Genomic DNA, 20,390 nt, shown 5'->3' on the forward strand with positions numbered 1-20,390 from the left:
GCGAGGCCTCGCGGATGCAGATCATCGCCTTTTTCCCGATGTGATTGAGGCCATCGCCCAGACCCACGGTCGTCGTGGTCTTGCCCTCGCCCGCCGGCGTCGGGTTGATCGCGGTCACGAGAATAAGCTTGCCGTCCTCGTTGCCCTGGACCGAGTTGATGTAGTCCTGGCTCACCTTCGCCTTGTCATGCCCGTAGGGCAGCAGGTGCTCGGACGGTATCCCAAGCGTGTCGCCAATCTCCTGGATCGGCTTCTTCGACGCCGCACGCGCAATCTCGATGTCTGATTTGTGGCTCATTGTGTCTTCCCTTTGGACATAAGCGATGATGCTTCGGGGACAGCCATACAAATTCGGGGGGCCTCACCCGGTCAGGAATCCGACATTTCCGGGGGCTGATGCGGCAGCCTGTCGCGCCCGCGTTTCACATCGGAAACAGCCGGCGCTCAGAAGGATTTGCCGCTCAGGCACGCCTCCAAATGCAACCAGGGCCGCTGGTCCGGCACGTGCAGGCGCATCCGGTCGCCCAGCCGCAGCGGTCCGGGCCGCTCCACCCACGCCGTGACCCCGCGCCGGTGCGCCGCGGCAGGCTTGAACCGCTTGCCAAGGCCGGGATGATCCTTCTCCAGCTCCTTCGCGGGCCAGATGCAGGGCCGGTTCTCCATGTCCACGATCAGCGCCGTGCCGCTCTCCGCCTGCAAGCGCGACGCGGGCGGCAGACGGCTGAAATCGTCGATGCCTTTCAGCACCAGCGACGCGCCCAGCCACTCGGGGCGCAGCGCGTCGATCCCGATTTCCTCGGCAATCGCCGCCATTTCCTCGGCCGACACGATGGACAATTGCCGCACATTCGCGATCTCGGTGCCTTTCGCGTGCTGGTCCTTCACCCGCACGCAGGCGGGCCGGGTGCGCCCGCCATGAAACTCGCCCGGCACGCCGTCCCATGTCAGCTCCACCTGGTCCAGCGCGGCCGAGCGGATATCGCTCTCTTGGTCCGCGACGCGCCCGATCCAGGTGATTTCGGCGTAATGCTCAGTGGGGATCAAGGCAGGCATCGGCGCGTTCCTTCGCACGTGTCGATCACCGCGCTACACGGTGACCTCGGGTCTTTCCCGGGGAAAAATCTTATCATCGTCCGGGCATGTCACCCTATCGCCCAAAACAGGTCAAGGTCCCCGGTTATCTTCTCCCCGAACACGCATGAAAAGGGACGTTCATGGCCTTCGCTTTCTTTCGCAAACACCCCAGGCCGCTCTCGCCCGAGGCCTGGCAGACGGTCAAGGCATTCCACGCCGAGAACCAAGGCATCGCGCTGGTCAAGCATGGCAAGGTCCTGACCACCGCCACGAACCGCAAGCACACCCCCGGTATCAGCGAAACCGACTGGATGGCGGTGCAGGTCTTTGAACTCTTCGAGGACGTGCGCGAGAAGGCCGGCGCGCAGGATCTTGACGCGCTCGGCCCCGAGCATCGGCATATCCTGCTGATGGCCACGCTTGCCGCCAACGGGACGCAGGAAGAATTCGACAGCGCGCTCAAAGCCGACAAGCTGGGCATGGCCGCCCATATGCGCGGCCTGCGCGACGGCTGGGCGTGGGCCCGGTCGATGCCGCCCCCCCGTGCCCTGCCCGGAGAATCCCCTGCCGCGATGCTGGCGCGGTTCAACCGCGGCCTGACGCTGGAAGAGGCTTACACAACTGGGCGCGAGGCCCTGATCTCGGGCCGGTTCACCGACAACGACACGCAGCTGTTCCTGCTGCCTTACGCCGTGCAAAGAGTGCGGGCACTCGGCGCGCAAATCCCGTGCGTCTGGCGCAACGCGCCCGGCTTTCGCGACCTGAACACGCCCGAGCGTGACGCGGTCGGCCTGGTATACCGGACGCTCTGCATCTCCGACGATGTGCTGGACCTGATGGACGAGGTGCTGGACGAGCCGCCCAACGGCGATGTGGTTATGGAGCGCATCAAGATGTTCCACAATGGCGCCACGCAGCTGGCCCTGACCGACAGCGTCACGGCGGACCTGCCCACCGGACTGCCCGGGTCCGTACACGACATGACGCTCACCGCGTTCGACACCGGGTTTCGCCTGCTGGATGAGGCCATGGTCTTTTACGCCGCCCGCCACGGCGCGTGACGATGCACCAAGCGCGCCGGAATTTTTGAAAAATTCCGGCCCGTTTTCTTTATAAGAAAACGCCCCCGCTCAGACCGACAGCGTAAAGAACATCCGCCGGAACGGGAACAGAACCGAGCCGTCCTTGCGCACCGGATAGGCCGCGTGCATCGCTTCCTCGTAGCGCTTGATCAGCGCCGCCTTCTCGTCCTCGTCCAGCGCTTCCAGCACCGGGCGCGCATAGGTGCTTTCCGTAAATCGGCGCACCGGATGGCTGCCCGGCTCGGCCATAAGGCGCTGGTAATACTCGGTTTCCCACAGGCGGAACTGGCCCATCCCGGACAATAGCTCGTCGTATTTCACCGGCGCCATCACACCGGGCGTGCCCATTTTCTCGACCCGGCCGGGAAACATTTCCTCGACAAGGCTCAGCCAGACACGGTGCGACGGCGCCTTGTTCTGGTGCGGCATCTGCACCGCCAGCGTGCCGCCCTTGCTCAGCATCCGCGCCAGTTTCGGCAACAGCTTTTCGTGGTGGCCCACCCAGTGCAGGGCGGCGTTGGAAAAGATCAGCCCCGGCGCGCGTGCGGGCGTCCACTCGGCAAAATCGGCCTGGCTGAAACTGTCGTATCCCTTGGCATTGCGGGCCTTTTCCAGCATCGCCGGGCTGGCATCCACACCGATGACCTTGCGACCGCCCGCGCGGGCGCGCAACGCCTCGCCCAGGGCGCCGTTGCCGCAGCCCAGGTCATAGACGTCGCCCGCGCCCATACTGCTGATGGTGTTCACAAGGTCCAGGCCCGGGCGTTGCCGAAGGTCGTGGAACCGGGCATAGGCGCCCGGGTTCCAGTCGGTCTTCGCGTTGGTCGTCGTCGTCACGCTGTCGGTTCCGGCTCCATGCCGCCCTCGGGCGGTGTCGACTTGGGCTTGGTTTTGGGGATCGCGGTCAGCGACGGCTTGTCGTCCTTCTGCGGCGTGCCGCCCTGGTCGTCATCCGCCTCGGGCGGATTGCCGTTGATCACGCGCTCGATCTCCTCGCCGGTCAGGGTCTCGTATTCCAGCAGGCCCTGCGCCAGCCGTTCCCACTCATCCTGCTTTTCGATCAGGATGTCATAGGCCCGCTGATAGGCTTCGTCGATCAGGCGCTTCACCTCGTCCTCGATCAGCTCTTTCGTATGAGCCGAGATCGAGAAACCGCCTGCGCTGTTGCCCATGTAGCCTTCGTGCGCCTGCTCGTAATCGACGTTGCCCACCTTGTCGGACATGCCCCAGCGCAGCACCATCGCGCGCGCCAGCGACGACGCCTGCTGGATGTCACCCGCGGGGCCGTTCGACACGGCGTCGGGGCCGTACTTGATGATCTCCGCGGCCTTGCCCGCCATGGTCATTGCCAGCTTTTCCTCGCACTCGGACTTGTGCCAGTTCAGCCGGTCGATCTCGGGCAGGCTGACCACCATGCCCAGGGCACCGCCGCGCGGAATGATCGTGGCCTTGTAGACCGGGTCGCATTGCGGAAGGGCCAGCCCGACGATGGCGTGCCCCGCCTCGTGATAGGCGGTCTTTTCCTTCTGCTCGGGCGTCAGGACCATGGATCGCCGCTCGGCGCCCATCATCACCTTGTCCTTGGCCTGCTCGAAATCCACCATCGACACGAACCGCCGGCCCACGCGCGCGGCCATCAGCGCCGCTTCGTTCACCAGGTTGGCCAGGTCCGCACCCGAAAATCCGGGCGTCCCGCGCGCGATGATGCGCAAGTCCACGTCGGGGCCCAGCGGGGTCTTGCGGGCATGCACGCCCAGGATCTTCTCGCGGCCCTTGATGTCGGGGTTGGGCACGGTCACCTGCCGGTCGAACCGGCCCGGACGCAAAAGCGCGGGGTCCAGCACGTCCTTGCGGTTGGTCGCCGCGACGATGATCACGCCCTCGTTGGCCTCGAACCCGTCCATCTCGACCAGAAGCTGGTTGAGGGTCTGTTCGCGCTCGTCATTGCCGCCGCCATAGCCGGCACCACGATGCCGGCCCACGGCGTCGATCTCGTCGATGAAGACGATGCAGGGCGCGTTCTTCTTGGCCTGTTCGAACATGTCGCGCACGCGGGATGCACCGACACCGACGAACATTTCCACGAAGTCCGAACCCGAAATGGTGAAGAACGGCACACCCGCCTCACCCGCAATCGCGCGCGCCAGCAGCGTCTTACCGGTGCCCGGAGGGCCCACCAGCAGCGCGCCTTTCGGGATCTTGCCGCCCAGCCGCGAGAATTTCTGCGGATTGCGCAGGAACTCGACGATCTCTTCCAGCTCTTCCTTGGCCTCGTCGATGCCCGCCACGTCGTCGAACGTCACGCGGCCATGCTTTTCGGTCAGCATCTTGGCCTTCGACTTGCCAAAGCCCATGGCGCCGCCCTTGCCGCCGCCCTGCATCCGGTTCATGAAATAAATCCACACACCGATCAGCAGCACGAAGGGCAAAAGCGAGATCAGGAAAGTCTGAAACCCGGATTGTTCCTGCGATTCCGCCTTGATCGGGATATCCTGCTCCAGCAGCAGGGCGGTGATCTCGGCGTCCTCGGGCTTGATGGTCGAGTAATTGTTGCCGTCCTCGCCCCGGAACCGCACGTTCTCGCCGTCCAGCGTCACCTCGGACACTTCGCCGTCCTCGACCGCCTCGACGAACTCGGAATAGGGGATGGCCTTGCTTTGCAGGGTGTTGCCCGATCCGTTGAACAGGCTGAACAGCGCCATGATCAACAGGAACAGAACCAACCAGAAGGCGAAGTTTCTCGCGTTGCCCAAGGGCTTTCTCCTCACGTCTTTAGGGGTCTGATCTACCACAGGACCCACGTAGTATAAATAGAGATCGTTACATGTTGTTCAATGCGCAAGAATGCTTGCAAAGAACAGCTCTTCATCCCGCAAAAGTGTGGCGGACCAGCCGTCTGCAAACCCCGCCAGCGGCGCCGCGACCAAATGCCCGCCCCGCCACACCGCCGGGCTGGCCAGCAGCGACGCCCGTGGCAACCCGGGCCGCACCCGGTCTTCGCACTGCGCCAGCCCCGCTTCACCCAGTGCGGCCACCTCCGCGCCCTCGGGCCAAGGCCCGTCCAGTTGCCAGCGTCCGTCCCATGCTTTGCCCGGCGCCGCGCGCAGCTCCGCCACAGCCTTGGGCTCGCGCGTGAACCGCAGATGATCCGACCCGACGCTCATCATCACGCCGTGCAGCGTCATGCCGTTGCCGCCGCGGATCGCCTCCAGCACAAGGTCCACCGCCTTGCCGCGCGGACCATACTCCGCGCCGCTGATCCAGCGCAGGACCTCCTGCACCATGCGGCGGCAGATGTCGCGCGGCAGGGTCCGGAACCCCTTGCGCTCGATCAAAACGTCGCCGCGGTCGAACGTGACATACTTGCGTGCCTCCACGAACACGTACCAGTAAAGCGTGCGGCGCACCTCGCCCAGGTGACGGGCGACGCGGCCCAGCCCCCGCGCGGTCACGCCCAGATCCTCCAGCGCCGCCAGCGCCTTGCGGACCCGCACCCGCTCGAACGTCTCATCCTCGTTGGTCGGGTCGTCGACCCAGGCCAGCCCCTCGCGGTCCAACAGCGCGCGCAGCTCAACGCGCGACACCTGCAACAGCGGGCGGCGGAACTCGACCGCGCCCTGCCGCCAGCCCGGCGCCATCGCCGCCAGCCCGTCCACCCCCGCCTCGCGCATCAGCCGCATGACAAAGGTCTCGGCCACGTCGTTCAGCGTATGTCCCAGCGCCACGTCGCTGATCTGTCCCGCCTCGGCCCAATCCGCGATCAGGCCATAGCGCGCCCGCCGCGCCTGATCGGGCAGGTTGCCCGCACCGTCCCAACCGCGCCATTCCAGCGTCGTGTGCGCAACGCCCAGTCGGGCACATAGCGCCGCCACACCCGCCGCCTCGTCGCCCGAGCCCGCGCGCAGGCCATGGTCCACCGTCACCGCATGGGGCTCCGGCCCGCCCTGCGCGGCCCATTGCCGGGCCAGCACAAGCAGTCCCAGCGAATCGCTGCCCCCTGAAACGGCAATGCCCAGCCGCTTGGGCCGGGCATTCCCGAATGTCGCCACGAACTGATCAAGAATATGCGCCGTGGGGCCGTTCACGAACACCCAAGATTCTGCATCGCCGAGGCCGCCTGCCCCACAGCGGGCGATTGCGGAAAGCGTTGCGCCACCTCCCCCAGGGTCAGGCACGCCTCGTTGGTCTGGCCCAGCGCGCCCAGCGACCGCCCCAGCAGGAACAGCGCCTGAGGCGCCTGCGGGCCATCGGGCGCGGTGCTGAACGTGTCCAGATAGGCGCGCGCGGCCCCCGTCATGTCATTGGCCTGTTCCAGCGCCTCGCCGCGTTTCAACCCGGCCTGCGCCTCCATCGGGCTACCGGGGTAATTGACGGTGAACCGCTCGAACTGCTCGGCAGCGGCGGCGTACTCGCCCGCCTCGAAGGCCGCCATGGCCGCGTCGAAATCGGCCTGCTCGGCGGCGGCCATCTGCACGCCGCCCTCGGTGCCGGTGGTGCTGCCCGTGGTGGCAGTGCCGCCCGTGGTCGCCGTGCCGGTGTCGGTGGCAGGGGCCGTGCCGGTGCTGCCCGTGGTGCCGCCGGTCGACGGCGCCACCCCGCCCAGCGTGTCGCCGGGCTCGATGCTGCCGATATCGCAGGACGGCTCCAGCTCGCAGATCCGGAACTCAAGGTCGCCCACGCGGTTGGTGCCGTCGGTCACCACGCTGTCGATACGAAATTCCAGCTCTTCGGTTTTCGAGGTCAGACGCTGCAACTCGGACTCGATCGTGTTCACCCGGTCCAGCACGCTGCCGCCCACCGTCGCGGCCCCAGCGGCGCCAGTGGTGTTCAGCTCACGCTTCAGCTTCTGCAACTCGACATACAGCACCGACAGCTCCTGCCGGATATCCGCCAGCGTTTCGGTGCCCGCCTGGGCAAAGGCCGATACCGGCCCCATCCCGAACGCGGCCACCACGAGGCCCAGTATCACGCGACGCATATTCACCCCACCCTTCGTCCTGTCAGCTTGTCGGCACGGCCGAGATCACCGTCACCGCCCGGCGGTTCTTGGCATAGCACGCTTCCTCGCTGCAAATCTCCAGCGGGCGTTCCTTGCCATAGCTGATGACCTTCAGACGCGCTGGGCTGACCCCTTTTGAGATCAGGTATTCCTGCACCGCGTTGGCGCGGCGTGCGCCCAGCGCAATGTTGTATTGCCGCGTGCCCTGCTCGTCGGCATGGCCTTCGATGATGGCGTTGTATTCCACGTTGGTGGCCAGCCATTGCGCCTGCCCGTCCAGCGTCGCGGTCGCCGTGGGCGACAGGGTCGACTGGTCCACCGCGAACAACACGCGGTCGCCGATCGTCTGCTGGAAATACAGCGGCGATTGCGGGTCCTGCGCGGTGCCCGCGAGGCCGCCTGCCGTGCCGCTGGTGCCCGCGCCGTTCGCGTATTGGTCGCCGAACCGGTCAGGGTTGCTGCACGCGCTTACCGCCAGCCCCGCCACCACGATCAGTGCCTTGCTCAGATGTTTCATTTCAGTGCCCCACTCGATGTCTTGTTGCTCTTGAATTGGTTAATATCATAGGCCCGCAACCGATGCATGTCCCTTTTGCGGCCTCAGTTCTGCAACGGTCCCCAGGACGGGTCCGATGCCCCGGTCTCGGTGCGCACCTGTTTCAAATTGCGCCCGGTGATGTCCACCGACCACAGGCTCGACGCACCCTGCGCGCCCTGGGTTTCGCGGGTGAACATGATCACCCGGCCATTGGGCGCCCAGGTTGGCCCCTCGTCCAGGAAAGACGCGGTCAACAAGCGTTCCTCGCTGCCGTCGGTGCGCATCACGCCGATATGAAACCGGCCTTTTGATTGCTTGGTAAAGGCGATCAGATCGCCCCGCGGCGACCACACCGGCGTGCCATAGCGCCCCTGCCCGAAGCTGATCCGCGTCGCCTCGCCGCCACTGGCGGGCATCACATACAGTTGAGGCGTGCCCGAGCGGTCGGATTCGAACACGATCCGGCTGCCATCGGGGCTGAAACTCGGCGCGGTTTCGATCGACGGCGTCGTGGTCAGGCGCGAGGTTTGCCCGGACGCGATATTCAGCTGATAAAGGTCGGTATTCCCGCCCGTGGTCAGGCTATAGACGATGGTCTGACCGTTGGGCGCAAAGCGCGGGGCGAAACTCATCTCGCCATCGGCGGCGTTCAGCACGTTGCGCCCCGCCGTCGCCACGTCCAGCACATAGATCTTTGGAAACCCGCTTTCATAGCTGGTGTAGAGCACCCGGTCGCCCCCCGGCGAAAACCGCGGCGCCAGCACGATCGAGGCGCTGTCGGTCAGGTAGGTCACGTTGGCACCATCATAATCCATGATTGCCAGCCGCTTCTGCCGCGCATCCTTGGGCCCGGTCTCGGAGACAAAAACGACCCGGCTGTCGAAATAGGGGTCCTCGCCCGTCAGCCGGGAATAGACCTGGTCCGACACCTTGTGCGCGATGCGCCGCCAGCCATCCACGGTGCCCACGAATTGCAGGCCCTGGCCCATCTCCTGCCCCGCGAACACGTCGTAAAGGCGGAACCGCACGACCACCTTGCCGCTGTCATCCACGCTGACCCCGCCCACGATCAGCGCCTGCGCGTTAATCGCCTTCCAGTCGGGAAACTGCACCGGGCTGGAAAACGCGGTGACCCGCGCGATATGCGCGTCCTGCGGAATCTCTCGGAACAGACCCGTGCCGGTCAAGTCCGAGGCGATGACCCGGGTGATATTGACCGCCATCTCCTGCGCCTGCGCCGTCTCGGCCACGAAGGTAGGCACGGCGAAGGGCAAGGGCTCAATCACACCCTCGGTAATCTCGATCCTCAGCGGCCCGCTGCGCTCTTCCTGCGCCGTTACGGGCGCCGCAAGACCTGCAAGGATCGCCACGAAGGCCAGAACTACTCTCATCTCACTGCTCCCCTCCGACCAACGGGTCGAATGTCATCTCTATTTCGCGCCACGCCTCGTACTGGTCCGGTGGCAGGTCATATCCATCGCGCCCGCATCTCAGGATGGCACGCCGCGCCGCCGTAAACGAATCCGTCTCGGCCATCTCACGCGGAATTGAGCGCAGGCTGTCCCCGATCACCGTGCCGTCCCGGTTCATCCCGAACGTTACGATGACAACCGCGCTGCCCTCGGGCGGGTTCCAGCACCGCTCCACGTCGGTGCGAAAACCGTCGATCCAGTCCGACGTCCCTACCCCGAGCGCCGCAACCGGGACCATGAGCGCCGCGAGCACCGGCGCGGAAAGGACAGCGGACCGTCTCATCTGATCCGCATGTTCTCGGGGTTGAATGTCATCTCAATCTCACGCCACGTGGCGTATTTCTCGACCGGCAGGTTGAAACCGCTCGCCCCGCACCGGATGATCGCCCGCCGTGCCGCCTCGAACGCCTGCTGCGCCGAGGCGTTGCTGCCGCCTTCGCTGCCGATCATGCGGATCGAGTTGGTGATCGGGCGGCCATCCTCGGACATCGACACCGCCACCGTCACCGTGGTGGCCAGCGCGTCGGAACTCAGCGAGCCGACGTTCCAGCATTCCTGCACCGCCACGCGCAGCCCGTCCTTCTCTCCGGCGGTCAGGGGCGGCCCCTGCGGCGTGCCTTGCGGCTCGGGGTCACTACCCAGCGCCTCGGCCAGCGCGTCGTTCACCGCCGAGCTGTCGGGGCTGGTGGCCTCTTGCGTCTCTGGCTCCGCCGCCGGTTCCGGCTCGGCCTGCTGCGCGGGCTCGTCGCGCGGCTCGGGGTCCGGGTCGGGCTGGGCCGCCGGGGTCACCTGTTCGGGCCGGGTACGCGGACGGACCGAGCGTGTCGGCGCGGCGGATGCCACCTCCTCGGCCTCGGTCACGATCTCGGTCGTGGCCTCCTGCCGCGCGGTTTCCTCCTGCTCTGGCACCGGCTCCTCGGCCTGCTCGGCGGGCTCGGGCGCCTGCTGGTCCACATCGGCGATCTCGACATCCGGCTCCGGCTGCTCCACCGCCTCGGGGGCCACACGCGGCGCGGGCCGGGGTTGCGGGCGCTCGGACGTCTCGGGCGCCAGCACTGCCGTATCCTCCTGCGGCGGCGTGGGCTCTTGCGGCGCGTCTGCGATCTCGGCCTCGGGCACCGGGATCGGCTCTGGCTCCACCGCCTCGGGGACCGGGTCCGGCTCGGCGGTTTCCGTCACCTCGGGCTGGTCCTGCTCGGGCGCGGCGTCGGCCTCGCTTGACAGCTCCGGCGCCTGGCCTTCCTCGGGCGGCTCGGGCGTGTCGACATTGGCCACCGCGTCGGGCGACGGCTCGGCGATCATCGCCGCGTATTCCTCTTCGGAAATGGCCGTCACCTCGGTGATCTCGAACGGCAACGGCTCGGATTTGAACGCCCCGCCGAAGATGGCAAAGATGATCAGGCCCGTATGGGCCACACCGGAAATAATCTGTCCGGTGTCCAGCCGCATCTCAGCCGCCCTGCTCGTCAAGCGTCGGGCCGCCGGTATCCGTCACCAGCCCGATATTGGCGAACCCGCCGCGATTGAGCGCGCCCATCACCTGCATCACGTCCGAGTAGGGCACCGCCCCGTCCGCCCGCAGGAAGACCCGCGTGCTGTCGCGCTCCGTGGCGATGGCGCGCAGCCGGTTCACCAACTCGCCGCGCTGCACCTCGGTGGTCTGGATCATGACCACGCCCTCAGCGGTCAGCGTCACGGTCAGCGGCTCCTCCTCCTCGCCGGGCAGCGCATTGGCCGCGGTCTCGGGCAGTTGCACCGGCACACCCACGGTCATCAGCGGCGCGGCCACCATGAAGATGATCAGCAGCACCAGCATCACGTCCACGAAGGGCGTGACGTTGATTTCCGCCATCGGGCGGCTCCGCCCGCGGCCTCGGCGCCTGCGGCCCGTGTCACCTGATTTTTGGACAACGCCGGCTCCCATGTCAGGAATCCAGCTGCCGGCTCAGGATCGTCGCAAACTCGTCCGCAAAGGCCTCATAGCTCGCCACGATCCGGTCCGCATCCGCACTCAGCTTGTTGTAGAACACCACCGCCGGGATGGCCGCCAGCAGGCCCAGGCCCGTGGCCAGAAGCGCCTCGGCGATCCCCGGCGCCACGACGGCCAGGTTGGTGTTCTGCTGCTCGGCGATCTCGATGAAGGCGTTCATGATGCCCCAGACCGTGCCGAACAGGCCCACGAAAGGCGACACCGACCCGATCGAGGCCAGAATGGTCAGCCCGCTCTGCAGCTTCTCGCTTTCCTTCACGATCGCCACGTCCATGCTGCGGTCGATCCGCGCCGTGGCGCCTGCGATCAGCGCGCCGTCGGTGCGGTGCGACCGTCGCCACTCGCTCATCCCCGCCGCGAAGACACGCTCGGACTGCCCCGCCGGATCGGGTCCGATCTCGTCGAAAAGCTCGTCCAAGGGCTCGCCCGACCAGAACCGGCGGTCGAACGCCTCGGCCTCGGCGCGGGCCTTGCGATAGGTGATCGTCTTCTGGATGATGATCGACCACGCCCAGAAGGACGCCACGATCAGCATCAGCATCACCAGTTTCACGATCAGCGTTGCGCGTGCGAATAGCGCCCACAGCGAGAAATCCATCTCCTGTGCCATTGCCAGGGTTTCTGCTTCCATCTGCCTGCTCTTTACTTGTCCGGGCCTTGTTTCGTGGCCGTATTGCGCCGCAAACTAGCCGATTTCCAGTGCGAAAGCCAAGCACAAGCGCGCATTGCCGCTCAAAACCCGGTGATCAGTGCAGCATCAGGCGGATATTCGCCGGTAGCCGCGCCGGATGGCCGGTCTCATTGATGCACACGATGGTCACCTGCGCCGAAAAGATCAGCTCCTCACCGCGCAAGACTCTCTGATCCATGACCAACCTTGCGCCCGTGACGGTCACGACGCTCGTGCGGACCTCCAGCTCGTCGTCGAACCTGGCGGGATGGTGATAGTCCGCCTCGACCCGGCGCACCGCAAAGACCACGCCATCGTCGCGCCGCATCGCGTTCTGGTCGATCCCCAGCTCCCGCACCCAATCACTGCGCGCGCGCTCTATGTATCTGAGGTAATTGGCATAATAGACGATCCCGGCCATGTCGGTATCTTCGTAATAGACGCGGATCGGAAACGTATGGGCCATGCCAGCCTTCTACGGCGCGCGGGCGGCGGCGGCAATCCCAAAGAGGGGCTCTGCCCCACGGCGAACCTGCGGTTCACCGTTCCCCGGGACATTTTTGGCCAGAGGAAGATTGGGCGGCTAAAGCGGATAGTCGGCCAGCACGTCATAGATCGGCCCCTCGGGCGTCAGGGTCGAGCCATAAAGGCAGAACCGCTCCACCGCGAACGGCCCCGCGCGAAACCCGCCCCAGGCACCAAGGAAGGCGGCCAGCCGGCCCGTGTCCACCGATCTTGACCTCGGGAACCGCGCCAGCGTGACATGCGGGCGAAACCGCTCGCGCGGCAGGTCGATCCCCGCCAGCCGGGCCGCGCTCCGCACCTTGTCATGCAACTGCCGCAGCGGCTCCGCCTTCGCCACATCGGCCCAGACCAGCGCCGGCCGCCGGCCGCCCTTGGCCTCCACTCCCGTGAACTCCATCTCCCATGGCGACACGCGGATGTCTTGAAGCGCCGCATCCAGTTCCGCCAGCACGTCCTCCGGCTGATCGTCGAGAAAGGCCAGCGTCAGGTGCAGGTTCTCCTCGTCCACCAGACGCCCCTGCCGCAGCGCCTCCTGTACCGGCAAAAGCGCCTCGATGGCCGCCTCTTCCAGCGGGACACCGACAAAAACGCGCAACGGCTACATCTGCCCCAGCCGCGCACTCAGGCGCAGCGCGTGGCTCGCATCCTGCGCCACGGCGGGCATGACCGGGTCGTACCCCGCCCGGATAACCGCGCCGATATCGGGCCGCAGGATCACCTGCCCCTCGCCCGCCTGCGCCAGCACCGAGCGATCGGTAAAAGCCGTGTCGGACCACAGCAGGATCGTCTGCGCCACCTGCGCCAGCGCCAGCGTGTCGGCGGGCACCTTCGACAATTGATCGTCCATCCGCAGGAACACGAAGCTGGCCTTGATCGCGCCGGCCTCGTCAAAGCGGAAAATCCGGTACTGGTTGGCCTCCGCCGCCTTCAGCCGCGCCACCAGCGGGCCAAGGTCCGGGATCATCCGGTCCATGTCCGGCACCTCCAGCAACTCGTCCCACTCGCGGAAGAAGAAGAACATCAGGTTCACGCCCAATTCCGGGTCGGTCTCGGCCATCTGGTGGCCCGCCATCATCACCACGGCCTCGACCGCGCCCTTGACGATCTCCAGTGTCTTGTCATCCGTCCCGAAGACCACCGGCACGATGGGCCGCCCCCAGCGGGCAAAAAGGTAAGAGCCATCGGCGCGGGTAAACAGCGCCTCGACACCTTCGGAAGAGATCAGATCAGACATGGCGTCTCCCTACCAAAGCCGCCGCCCCATGCAAGTCAAAGCCCCCTTCCTCTGGCGACAAATATCCTCGCCGAAGGCATAAAACTCTTCTGGCGCTACTTGCCGAACAAATCGCTCTGCCCCGCCGCCTTTGGCGCCGCAATCCCCAGATGCGCCCAGGCCCGCGCCGCCAGCATCCTGCCCCGCGGCGTGCGTTGGATCAGCCCCTGCTGCAACAGGAACGGCTCAATCACCTCCTCCAGCGCGTCTCGGCTCTCGCTCAGCGCCGCGCTGAGCGTTTCGATCCCCACCGGCCCGCCCTGATAGGCCTCGGCGATAAGCCGCAGATACCGCCGGTCGGCCCCATCGAGGCCCAACCCATCCACGCCCAGCCGGGTCAGCGCACTGTCCGCCAGGCCTTGCGTGATCCGTCCGTCGCCCTCGACCACGGCGAAATCCACCACGCGCCGCAACAGCCGCCCCGCCACACGCGGCGTCCCCCTCGCCCGCCGCGCGATCTCCCGCGCGCCCTGCGCTTCCGCCGGAACGCCCAGCTTCTGCGCATTGCGTGTCACGATCTCGTGCAACTCGTCCTCGGTGTAGAACTGCAACCGCGTGGGTATCCCGAACCGGTCGCGCAAGGGTGTCGTCAGCAGCCCCAGCCGCGTCGTCGCCCCCACCAGCGTGAAGGGCTGCAACTCGATCCGCACCGTCCGCGCCGCCGGCCCCTCGCCGATCACCAGGTCCAGCTCGAAATCCTCCATCGCGGGGTACAGCACCTCTTCCACCGCCGGGTTCAGCCGGTGGATCTCGTCGATGAAAAGAACGTCATTGGCCTCGAGGTTGGTCAGGATCGCCGCCAGGTCGCCCGCCTTGGCCAGCACCGGGCCGGAGGTCATGCGAAACCCCACGCCCAGCTCGCGCGCCATGATCTGCGCCAGCGTCGTCTTGCCCAGGCCGGGAGGCCCGTGAAAGAGCGTATGGTCCATCGCCTCGCCCCGCTGCCGGGCCGACTGGATGAACACCTTGAGGTTCGCCCGCGCCTCCGCCTGCCCGATGAAATCCGCCAGCGCCTGCGGCCTGAGCGCACGGTCCACATCCTCGGGCAGCGCCTCGGGGCGCAAGGTCGGGTCAGGCTCGGTCATGCGCCAATCGTCCCACGTCCGCGCGGCAGGCCGCAAGGCCCGATGAACGCGACGCCTCTCATCCCTTCGGCGCCAGCAGCTTCAGCGCCGCACGAATGAGATCCGCCGTCGCCGCCTCCGGCATCTCGCCCGCCGCCTGCGCCACCGCGCCCGCCGCCTCGCCGGGGCCGTAGCCAAGGTTCGTCAGCGCCGACAGCGCCTCGGCTTGTGCCGCGCCACTCGGGGCTTTCACCGGGGCCGCCTTGGCCGCCGGTGCCTCGATCACCTCGTCGTCCGCAGGCACTTCCGGCGCAAGCACCGACGCGCTCGCGCCCATCGCCATCACCTCCGGCGCCTTGTCCTTCAGCTCGATCACCACGCGCTGCGCCGTCTTTGGGCCGATCCCTTTGGCCGCCTTCACCGCGTTCACGTCGCCCAGCGCAATCGCGCGCCCCACGCCCTCCGGCCCCAGCGTGCCCAGGATCGCCAGCGACGCCTTCGCCCCGATCCCCTGCACGCTCATCAGCAAGCGATGCCATTCCTTTTCCACCAGCGAGGTGAAGCCATAAAGCTGCAACAGGTCCTCGCGCACCAGCAGGTCGGTATAAAGCGCCACATGCTCCCCCGCCGCCGGCAGCGCCGCCAGCGTCCGATCCGAGCAATAGACAAGGTAACCCACACCCTTCACGTCGATCAGCACGTGATCGGCGGCGCGATAATCGATGCGTCCCGCGATCCGCCCGATCATGCGCGCACCTTTTCTTTCAGCGCCCGCGCGGCCCCGTGATGCGCGTGGCAGATGGCGATGGCCAACGCATCGGCGGCATCCGCCCCGGCCAGTTCGACCCCCGGCAGTTGCACGCGCACCATATGCGCCACCTGCTCCTTGCCGGCATGGCCCACGCCCACCACCGTCTTCTTGACCGTGTTGGGTGCATATTCGCCCACATCCAGCCCGAACTGCGCCGGTACCAAGAGCGCGATGCCCCGCGCCTGGCCCAGCTTCAGCGTGCCGGCCCCGTCCTTGTTGACGAAGGTCTGCTCCACCGCCGCGGCACCGGGCGCGTATTTCTCAACGATATCCGTAAGTTGGCCATGAAGCGCCAATAGCCGCTCGGCCAGCGTGCCCCCCGCCCCGTGGCAGATCCCGTTCGCCACATGGCTCAGGCGGCTGCCCTCCATGTCGATCACGCCCCACCCGAGGTTGCGTAGGCCCGGATCGATCCCGATGACCCGCATCTGCACTGCCCGCCCTTGCTTGTTTTCCAAGCCACTAGCACGAAAGGGGAACATACGCCAAGCCCTTCCACGCCCCCGGGCGATCGGGCCAGTCCTGCGCGGTATGCATGTCACAGCCTTCTCGGGATCGCACGCACAATATGTGACCATCAAAAATACAGCATTAACATGACGTTAAAGTAAATCGACCCATGCAATGCCTGCATAGTGACTATGCGGAAAATGCGTGTTGTCCGACTCCACCGAACCCCCTAACTCCAGCCTCAGAACAAGAAACGTACCGACTTACAGCTAAGGACCATCACAATGGCTTCGATCGACACAACCCGCAGCGTGCATCACGGTGCCCATTTCGGCTCCATCTTCGCACGCATCTTCGCCGCCGTCTCCGCCTGGAACGACGCCCGCATCACCCGCAACGCGCTCAGCCGCCTGTCGGACCGCGAGCTGGACGATATCGGCCTGTCGCGCGGCGACATCGAACGCGCAATCCGCTAACCGCGGATTTCGCCCGCCCGGCGTCCTCTCCCTGCGCCGGACAGCAAAAAGCCCTGCACGCGACCAACGTGCAGGGCTTTTCGTATTCAGAGAGGCGTCTTTGGAGGGCTGAGAGGCCAGACGTAAGGAACCGTTACTTCACGAAGGGGCGCAGGTACTGCGCGATGAAGGTGGACACCTGGTCCTTTTGCATGACAAAGGCACCGGCCTGTTCGACCAACGTGCCGGATTTCAGCGCATCGACCCGCTGGTCATAGATGGTGCCGCCGAGATGCGCCAGGATCATCGCCTTGAACAGGAACACGCCCAGAACCAGGAACGCCAGACCCCGCACCGAAAAGCCCTGCGCGCGGCGCTTGGGGCGAAACACGATCAGGCCGTCGCGCGTCACCTTGGCGGAATAACCGTTGGTCAGGCGGGCCCGGTTGCGGTCGATCTTTTTCAGGCGGGCGTCGAAGCCCTGATGAGTGTTGGTCGCGTGGGTCATGGCAGCGGTCCTAAACTCTGTTCAATTCATCCCCGATCCCTTGATGATGAAAGTAGGTTTGAAATGTGGCAAAAGTGGGGCGCCTGCCTTTAAAAAACTTTTTTTATAAGCCTTTTCAAACACTTTTACGGGTCATTATCGTCGTCCACTCACCAATCTGGTCTCGCGAGACAACACTGTTTCCAGCCTCGGTATAAACCGCCGCAACCTCGTCGGCCTGTTCATTTAAAATGCCGGATAGAATCACGTACCCCCCCGGCTTCAATGCCTGGGTGATTCCCGGCGCCAGCGCGATCAGGGGCGCTTTCAGGATATTCGCGAACACCAGGTCAAAGGGCGCGGCCCCCGCGATTCCCGGATGGTCCAGCCCTTCGGCTTCCAGGCAGGTCACCCGACCCACCAAGTCATTGGCCGCGACATTTACCTCCGCCACCTCGACCGCGACCGCGTCGATATCACTGGCCAGGATGTCCGCTTCGGGCCAGACCCGCGCCGCCGCCATGGCCAGCACCGCCGTGCCGCATCCCAGGTCCAGCACGCTGTCCTGCGCGCCCGCGTCCGCGTTCAACCGGTCCAGCGCCTTCAGACAGCCCAGCGTCGTGCCGTGATGCCCCGTGCCAAACGCCATCGACGCCTCGATCAACAGCGGCAGCGCATCGTCGGGCACCTTGTCGGCATCATGGCTGCCATAGACAAAGAACCGCCCCGCCACCACCGGCGTCAGCTCCCGCTTCACCTTGGCCACCCAGTCCGTCTCGGGCAGTTCCGACACGATGAAATCCTTGGCCCCGTGCAGCGACGCCAGCAATGCCAGCCCCGCCGCATCCGGCTCCGCCTCGAAATAGCCGCCCACTTCCCACAGGCCCGAGCCGTCCTCCAGCTCGAACACGCCCACGCCCGTAGGCTCGGGTGTCAGCCGTTCCAGCGCCTCTCCCAGGGCTTCGGCCTCGGATTTGCCGGATAGGGTCGTCAAAGCGGTGAATGTGGGCATCGGGCCTCCCTTGGCGTTAATCACTCCGCCGGGGCGGGCGCCCTGGCGGTCAGGATCGTCTCATACCCCGGTTCGGGGTGACGGGGAATAAGCATCGCCAGAAGAAATGACACGCCCGCCATGCCGGCGGCCATCACGAACACCGCCACCGGCGACACCAGCCAAAGGTATCCCAGCGCGGCGGGCAGGAAGACGGCGGCGATATGGTTGATCGTGAACGCCACGGCGGCCGTGGGCGCGATATCGCCCGGATCAGCGATCTTCTGGAAATAGGTCTTCAACGCCAGCGCCAGCGCGAACAGCAGGTGGTCCACCACATACAGCGTCGCCGCCAGCACCACACCCCAACCGAAGAAATACAAACCGCCATAGAGCAGGAAAACAATCGCCAGCCCCGCATACTCGAAAAGCAGCGTCGCCCGCTCTCCGAACACATGCACCGCGCGGCCCATCAAGGGCGCGAACACCATGTTGGCCACCAGGTTGATCAGATACAGCGCCGTGACCTCGTGCACTTCAAAGCCGAATTTCTCGACCATCATGAAGCCCGCGAAGACGATGAAGATCTGCCGCCGCGCCCCCGACATGAACTGCAACGCGTAATAGAGCCAGTACCGCCGCCGCAGCACCATCCGCTTGATCTGCGGATTGGGCGCCTCGAACTGCGGGAACGCGACGATACAGTACAGCGCGATCAGCACCGTCGCTCCGCCCGCGATCATGTAGACGGTGTTATAGCTCAGATCCAGCGTCTCCCACGTCATCACGATCAGCACATAAGCCACCAACGTCGTGCCAGACCCGGCGGCCAGCAGCCAGCCCAGCATCTGCGGCGCGCGCTCCTTCTTCAGCCATTGCAGCTGCAACGACTGGTTCACCGTCTCGAAATAGTGAAACCCGATGGAGCTCAGCATCGTGATCGTCAGGATCCCGCCAAGGCTGGGAAACCATGCCGTAATCGCCGTCGCCACACCCAGCAGGATCAGCGACACCAGCGCCAGCGTCTGCTCGCGCATGAAGATGATGATGGCGATCACCCCGATGGCCAGGAAGCCGGGAATTTCCCGCACCGTGTGCAGCCAGCCGATATCCGAGCCATCGAACCCTGCCGCCTCGATGACGAAGTTATTGAGCAGCGCCGACCACGTCGCAAAGGCCAGCGGCATCGCCGCCGCCATCAGGAACAAGAGCGCCACCGGCCGCTTCCACAGCGGCAGCTCACGCGCCAGTTCAAGGGGATACGTTCTCGCCATATGCAGGCTTTACGCCCATCTTCCGGCTTTGACCATTCCTTCCGTCGCAAAGCGGCTGTGCGCAAATACGCAACCTGATCTGGATCAAGGCTGTTCGGCGTTGCCCATGGCAGGACACCCGCCAAAGGAAAGGCACGGGTCATGGACGTTCTCGCCCTGGTGGAATGGATCGGCGAAGCCCCGGCGGCGGCTTTGCTGGGCCTGCTGACCGGCGTGATCTTCGGCGTCGCGGCGCAACGCTCGCGCTTCTGCCTGCGCGCGGCGGCGGTGGAATTCGCCCGGGGCCGCATGGGCGACCGCATCGCGGTGTGGTTCCTGACCTTTTCCACGGCGGTCGTCTGGGTGCAGGGCGCGCAACTGCTCAGGCTCTTCCCCGCGTCTGATGCCCGCATGATGGCCATCCCCGGCAGCTGGTCGGGCGCGGTGATCGGCGGGCTGGTCTTCGGCATCGGTATGATCCTGGCGCGCGGCTGTCCCGGTCGCCTTCTGGTGCTCGCGGCCACCGGCAACCTGCGCGCCATCACCGCCGGCCTGGTCTTTGCCGTCGCCGCCTAGATGAGCCTTTCGGGTATGCTCTCTGGCACCCGCACCGACCTTGCCGCGCTCTGGACCACCCAAGGGGGGCACAACATGGCCCTGCTCAGCACGCTCGGCCTGCCCTCCTACAGTGGCCTGTTGATCGGCCTTGGCTTCGCCGTGCTCGCCCTCGTTGTGGCGCGCCGCAACCGCATCGGCGCCGCCCGCCTGATCTTCGCCTCCGGCGTGGGCTTCGCCGTCGCCGTGGGGTGGGTGTCGACCTTCGCGCTCTCCACGGTCAGCTTCGATCCCGTCTCGGTCGAAAGTGCGACGTTCAGCGGCCCCTCGGCCAACGCATTGATGTTCTTCCTCGTCTCCGACCCGATGCTGACCTTCGACATCGGCCTGGTGCCGGGCGTGTTCCTCGGATCGTTCCTCGCGTCGTCCTTCGCCCGCGAGTTCCGGTTTCAGGGCTTCGAGGACGCCGCCAACATGCGCCGCATGATGACCGGCGCGGTGATGATGGGCTTCGGCGCGATGCTGGCCGGGGGCTGCTCCATCGGCAACGGCGTCACCGGGGCGTCGATCTTTGCCGGCACCGCGTGGGTGGCGCTCTTTTCCATGTGGCTCGGCGCGATGATCACCGATCTGCTTGTGGACCAGCGCCGCCTTGGCGCACAAACGGCCTGATCCCCAGCCTCCGGTTGCCTCACAGCCTG

At 65.9% G+C, this 20,390-nt stretch carries 23 protein-coding genes and 1 pseudogene; 3 read left to right on the forward strand and 21 right to left on the reverse strand.

Going from position 1 to position 20,390, the window contains the following annotated elements; genetic code table 11:
• The coding region (locus tag XM53_RS07385) for a formate--tetrahydrofolate ligase (protein WP_144435483.1) at window positions 1-298 on the reverse strand (298 nt) is incomplete at its 3' end.
• Between the two features lie 146 nt (window positions 299-444).
• Window positions 445-1,053, reverse strand: a complete 609-nt coding sequence (locus XM53_RS07390; RefSeq protein WP_057791856.1) for an MOSC domain-containing protein — start codon at window positions 1,051-1,053, stop codon at window positions 445-447.
• Between the two features lie 161 nt (window positions 1,054-1,214).
• On the opposite strand from XM53_RS07390, the gene XM53_RS07395 reads away from it, so the two are divergent.
• Window positions 1,215-2,135, forward strand: a complete 921-nt coding sequence (locus XM53_RS07395) for a hypothetical protein (RefSeq protein ID WP_057791858.1) — start codon at window positions 1,215-1,217, stop codon at window positions 2,133-2,135.
• Between the two features lie 69 nt (window positions 2,136-2,204).
• Here XM53_RS07395 and XM53_RS07400 read toward each other — a convergent pair whose 3' ends face one another.
• From XM53_RS07400 to ruvC, 16 genes are all read right to left on the reverse strand, one after another.
• Window positions 2,205-2,885: a methyltransferase domain-containing protein gene (locus XM53_RS07400; RefSeq protein WP_057792393.1), complete on the reverse strand. Its 681-nt coding sequence runs from the start codon at window positions 2,883-2,885 to the stop codon at window positions 2,205-2,207.
• A 104-nt stretch (window positions 2,886-2,989) separates the two neighbouring features.
• Entirely contained in the window at window positions 2,990-4,909 is a 1,920-nt protein-coding gene (ftsH, locus tag XM53_RS07405; protein WP_057791859.1) for an ATP-dependent zinc metalloprotease FtsH, read from the reverse strand.
• Between the two features lie 78 nt (window positions 4,910-4,987).
• Window positions 4,988-6,247: a tRNA lysidine(34) synthetase TilS gene (tilS, locus tag XM53_RS07410; protein WP_328586662.1), complete on the reverse strand. Its 1,260-nt coding sequence runs from the start codon at window positions 6,245-6,247 to the stop codon at window positions 4,988-4,990.
• Window positions 6,238-7,134 carry a tol-pal system protein YbgF gene (gene ybgF, locus XM53_RS07415; protein WP_057791861.1) on the reverse strand — a complete coding sequence of 299 codons (897 nt, stop codon included), beginning with the start codon at window positions 7,132-7,134 and terminating at the stop codon, window positions 6,238-6,240. The genes tilS and ybgF overlap by 10 nt, the downstream gene beginning before the upstream one ends.
• Before the next feature lie 22 nt (window positions 7,135-7,156).
• On the reverse strand, window positions 7,157-7,672 hold the full coding sequence (gene pal / locus XM53_RS07420; protein ID WP_057791863.1) for a peptidoglycan-associated lipoprotein Pal: 516 nt from the start codon (window positions 7,670-7,672) through the stop codon (window positions 7,157-7,159).
• An 83-nt stretch (window positions 7,673-7,755) separates the two neighbouring features.
• Window positions 7,756-9,084, reverse strand: a complete 1,329-nt coding sequence (tolB, locus tag XM53_RS07425; RefSeq protein WP_057791865.1) for a Tol-Pal system beta propeller repeat protein TolB — start codon at window positions 9,082-9,084, stop codon at window positions 7,756-7,758.
• A gap of 1 nt (window position 9,085) precedes the next feature.
• A complete protein-coding gene (locus XM53_RS07430; RefSeq protein WP_057791867.1) occupies window positions 9,086-9,448 on the reverse strand; it encodes a cell envelope integrity protein TolA in 363 nt (120 codons plus the stop codon).
• Window positions 9,445-10,614 (reverse strand): energy transducer TonB, encoded by a 1,170-nt coding sequence (locus tag XM53_RS07435; RefSeq protein ID WP_328586663.1) that lies wholly within the window; start codon window positions 10,612-10,614, stop codon window positions 9,445-9,447. Before XM53_RS07435 ends, XM53_RS07430 begins: the two co-directional genes overlap by 4 nt.
• Window position 10,615: 1 nt before the next feature.
• Window positions 10,616-11,089, reverse strand: a complete 474-nt coding sequence (tolR, locus tag XM53_RS07440; protein ID WP_057791869.1) for a protein TolR — start codon at window positions 11,087-11,089, stop codon at window positions 10,616-10,618.
• A gap of 1 nt (window position 11,090) precedes the next feature.
• Window positions 11,091-11,786: a protein TolQ gene (gene tolQ, locus XM53_RS07445; protein WP_057791871.1), complete on the reverse strand. Its 696-nt coding sequence runs from the start codon at window positions 11,784-11,786 to the stop codon at window positions 11,091-11,093.
• A 115-nt stretch (window positions 11,787-11,901) separates the two neighbouring features.
• The gene (gene ybgC / locus XM53_RS07450) at window positions 11,902-12,291 is read right to left on the reverse strand and encodes a tol-pal system-associated acyl-CoA thioesterase (RefSeq protein ID WP_057791873.1); all 390 of its coding nucleotides are present in this window, start codon (window positions 12,289-12,291) and stop codon (window positions 11,902-11,904) included.
• A gap of 117 nt (window positions 12,292-12,408) precedes the next feature.
• Window positions 12,409-12,945 (reverse strand): RNA 2',3'-cyclic phosphodiesterase, encoded by a 537-nt coding sequence (gene thpR / locus XM53_RS07455; protein ID WP_057791874.1) that lies wholly within the window; start codon window positions 12,943-12,945, stop codon window positions 12,409-12,411.
• Window positions 12,946-12,948: 3 nt separating this feature from the next.
• Window positions 12,949-13,584, reverse strand: coding sequence for a hypothetical protein (locus XM53_RS07460; RefSeq protein WP_201455397.1), 636 nt, complete (start codon window positions 13,582-13,584; stop codon window positions 12,949-12,951).
• 95 nt (window positions 13,585-13,679) lie between these two features.
• Entirely contained in the window at window positions 13,680-14,708 is a 1,029-nt protein-coding gene (gene ruvB / locus XM53_RS07465) for a Holliday junction branch migration DNA helicase RuvB (protein ID WP_057791877.1), read from the reverse strand.
• Between the two features lie 58 nt (window positions 14,709-14,766).
• On the reverse strand, window positions 14,767-15,435 hold the full coding sequence (gene ruvA / locus XM53_RS07470) for a Holliday junction branch migration protein RuvA (protein ID WP_057791879.1): 669 nt from the start codon (window positions 15,433-15,435) through the stop codon (window positions 14,767-14,769).
• Window positions 15,432-15,926 carry a crossover junction endodeoxyribonuclease RuvC gene (gene ruvC, locus XM53_RS07475; protein WP_057792401.1) on the reverse strand — a complete coding sequence of 165 codons (495 nt, stop codon included), beginning with the start codon at window positions 15,924-15,926 and terminating at the stop codon, window positions 15,432-15,434. The genes ruvA and ruvC overlap by 4 nt, the downstream gene beginning before the upstream one ends.
• Window positions 15,927-16,232: 306 nt before the next feature.
• Between ruvC and XM53_RS07480 the strand changes: the two genes are divergently transcribed.
• A complete protein-coding gene (locus XM53_RS07480; protein ID WP_057791881.1) occupies window positions 16,233-16,424 on the forward strand; it encodes a DUF1127 domain-containing protein in 192 nt (63 codons plus the stop codon).
• Between the two features lie 133 nt (window positions 16,425-16,557).
• Here the strand turns inward: XM53_RS07480 and XM53_RS07485 are convergent, their stop codons facing one another.
• From XM53_RS07485 to XM53_RS07495, 3 genes are all read right to left on the reverse strand, one after another.
• Window positions 16,558-16,911 carry a hypothetical protein gene (locus XM53_RS07485; RefSeq protein ID WP_057791883.1) on the reverse strand — a complete coding sequence of 118 codons (354 nt, stop codon included), beginning with the start codon at window positions 16,909-16,911 and terminating at the stop codon, window positions 16,558-16,560.
• 115 nt (window positions 16,912-17,026) lie between these two features.
• Window positions 17,027-17,902 carry a 50S ribosomal protein L11 methyltransferase gene (locus XM53_RS07490; protein ID WP_057791885.1) on the reverse strand — a complete coding sequence of 292 codons (876 nt, stop codon included), beginning with the start codon at window positions 17,900-17,902 and terminating at the stop codon, window positions 17,027-17,029.
• 20 nt (window positions 17,903-17,922) lie between these two features.
• Complete coding sequence (locus XM53_RS07495) at window positions 17,923-19,155, reverse strand: MFS transporter (protein WP_057791887.1); 1,233 nt, start codon at window positions 19,153-19,155, stop codon at window positions 17,923-17,925.
• A gap of 141 nt (window positions 19,156-19,296) precedes the next feature.
• Between XM53_RS07495 and XM53_RS07500 the strand changes: the two are divergent.
• Window positions 19,297-20,361, forward strand: a pseudogene (locus XM53_RS07500) (YeeE/YedE family protein).
• Window positions 20,362-20,390 lie beyond the last annotated feature (29 nt).

The organism is Roseovarius atlanticus (assembly GCF_001441615.1).
Classification (GTDB): Bacteria; Pseudomonadota; Alphaproteobacteria; order Rhodobacterales; family Rhodobacteraceae; genus Roseovarius; species Roseovarius atlanticus.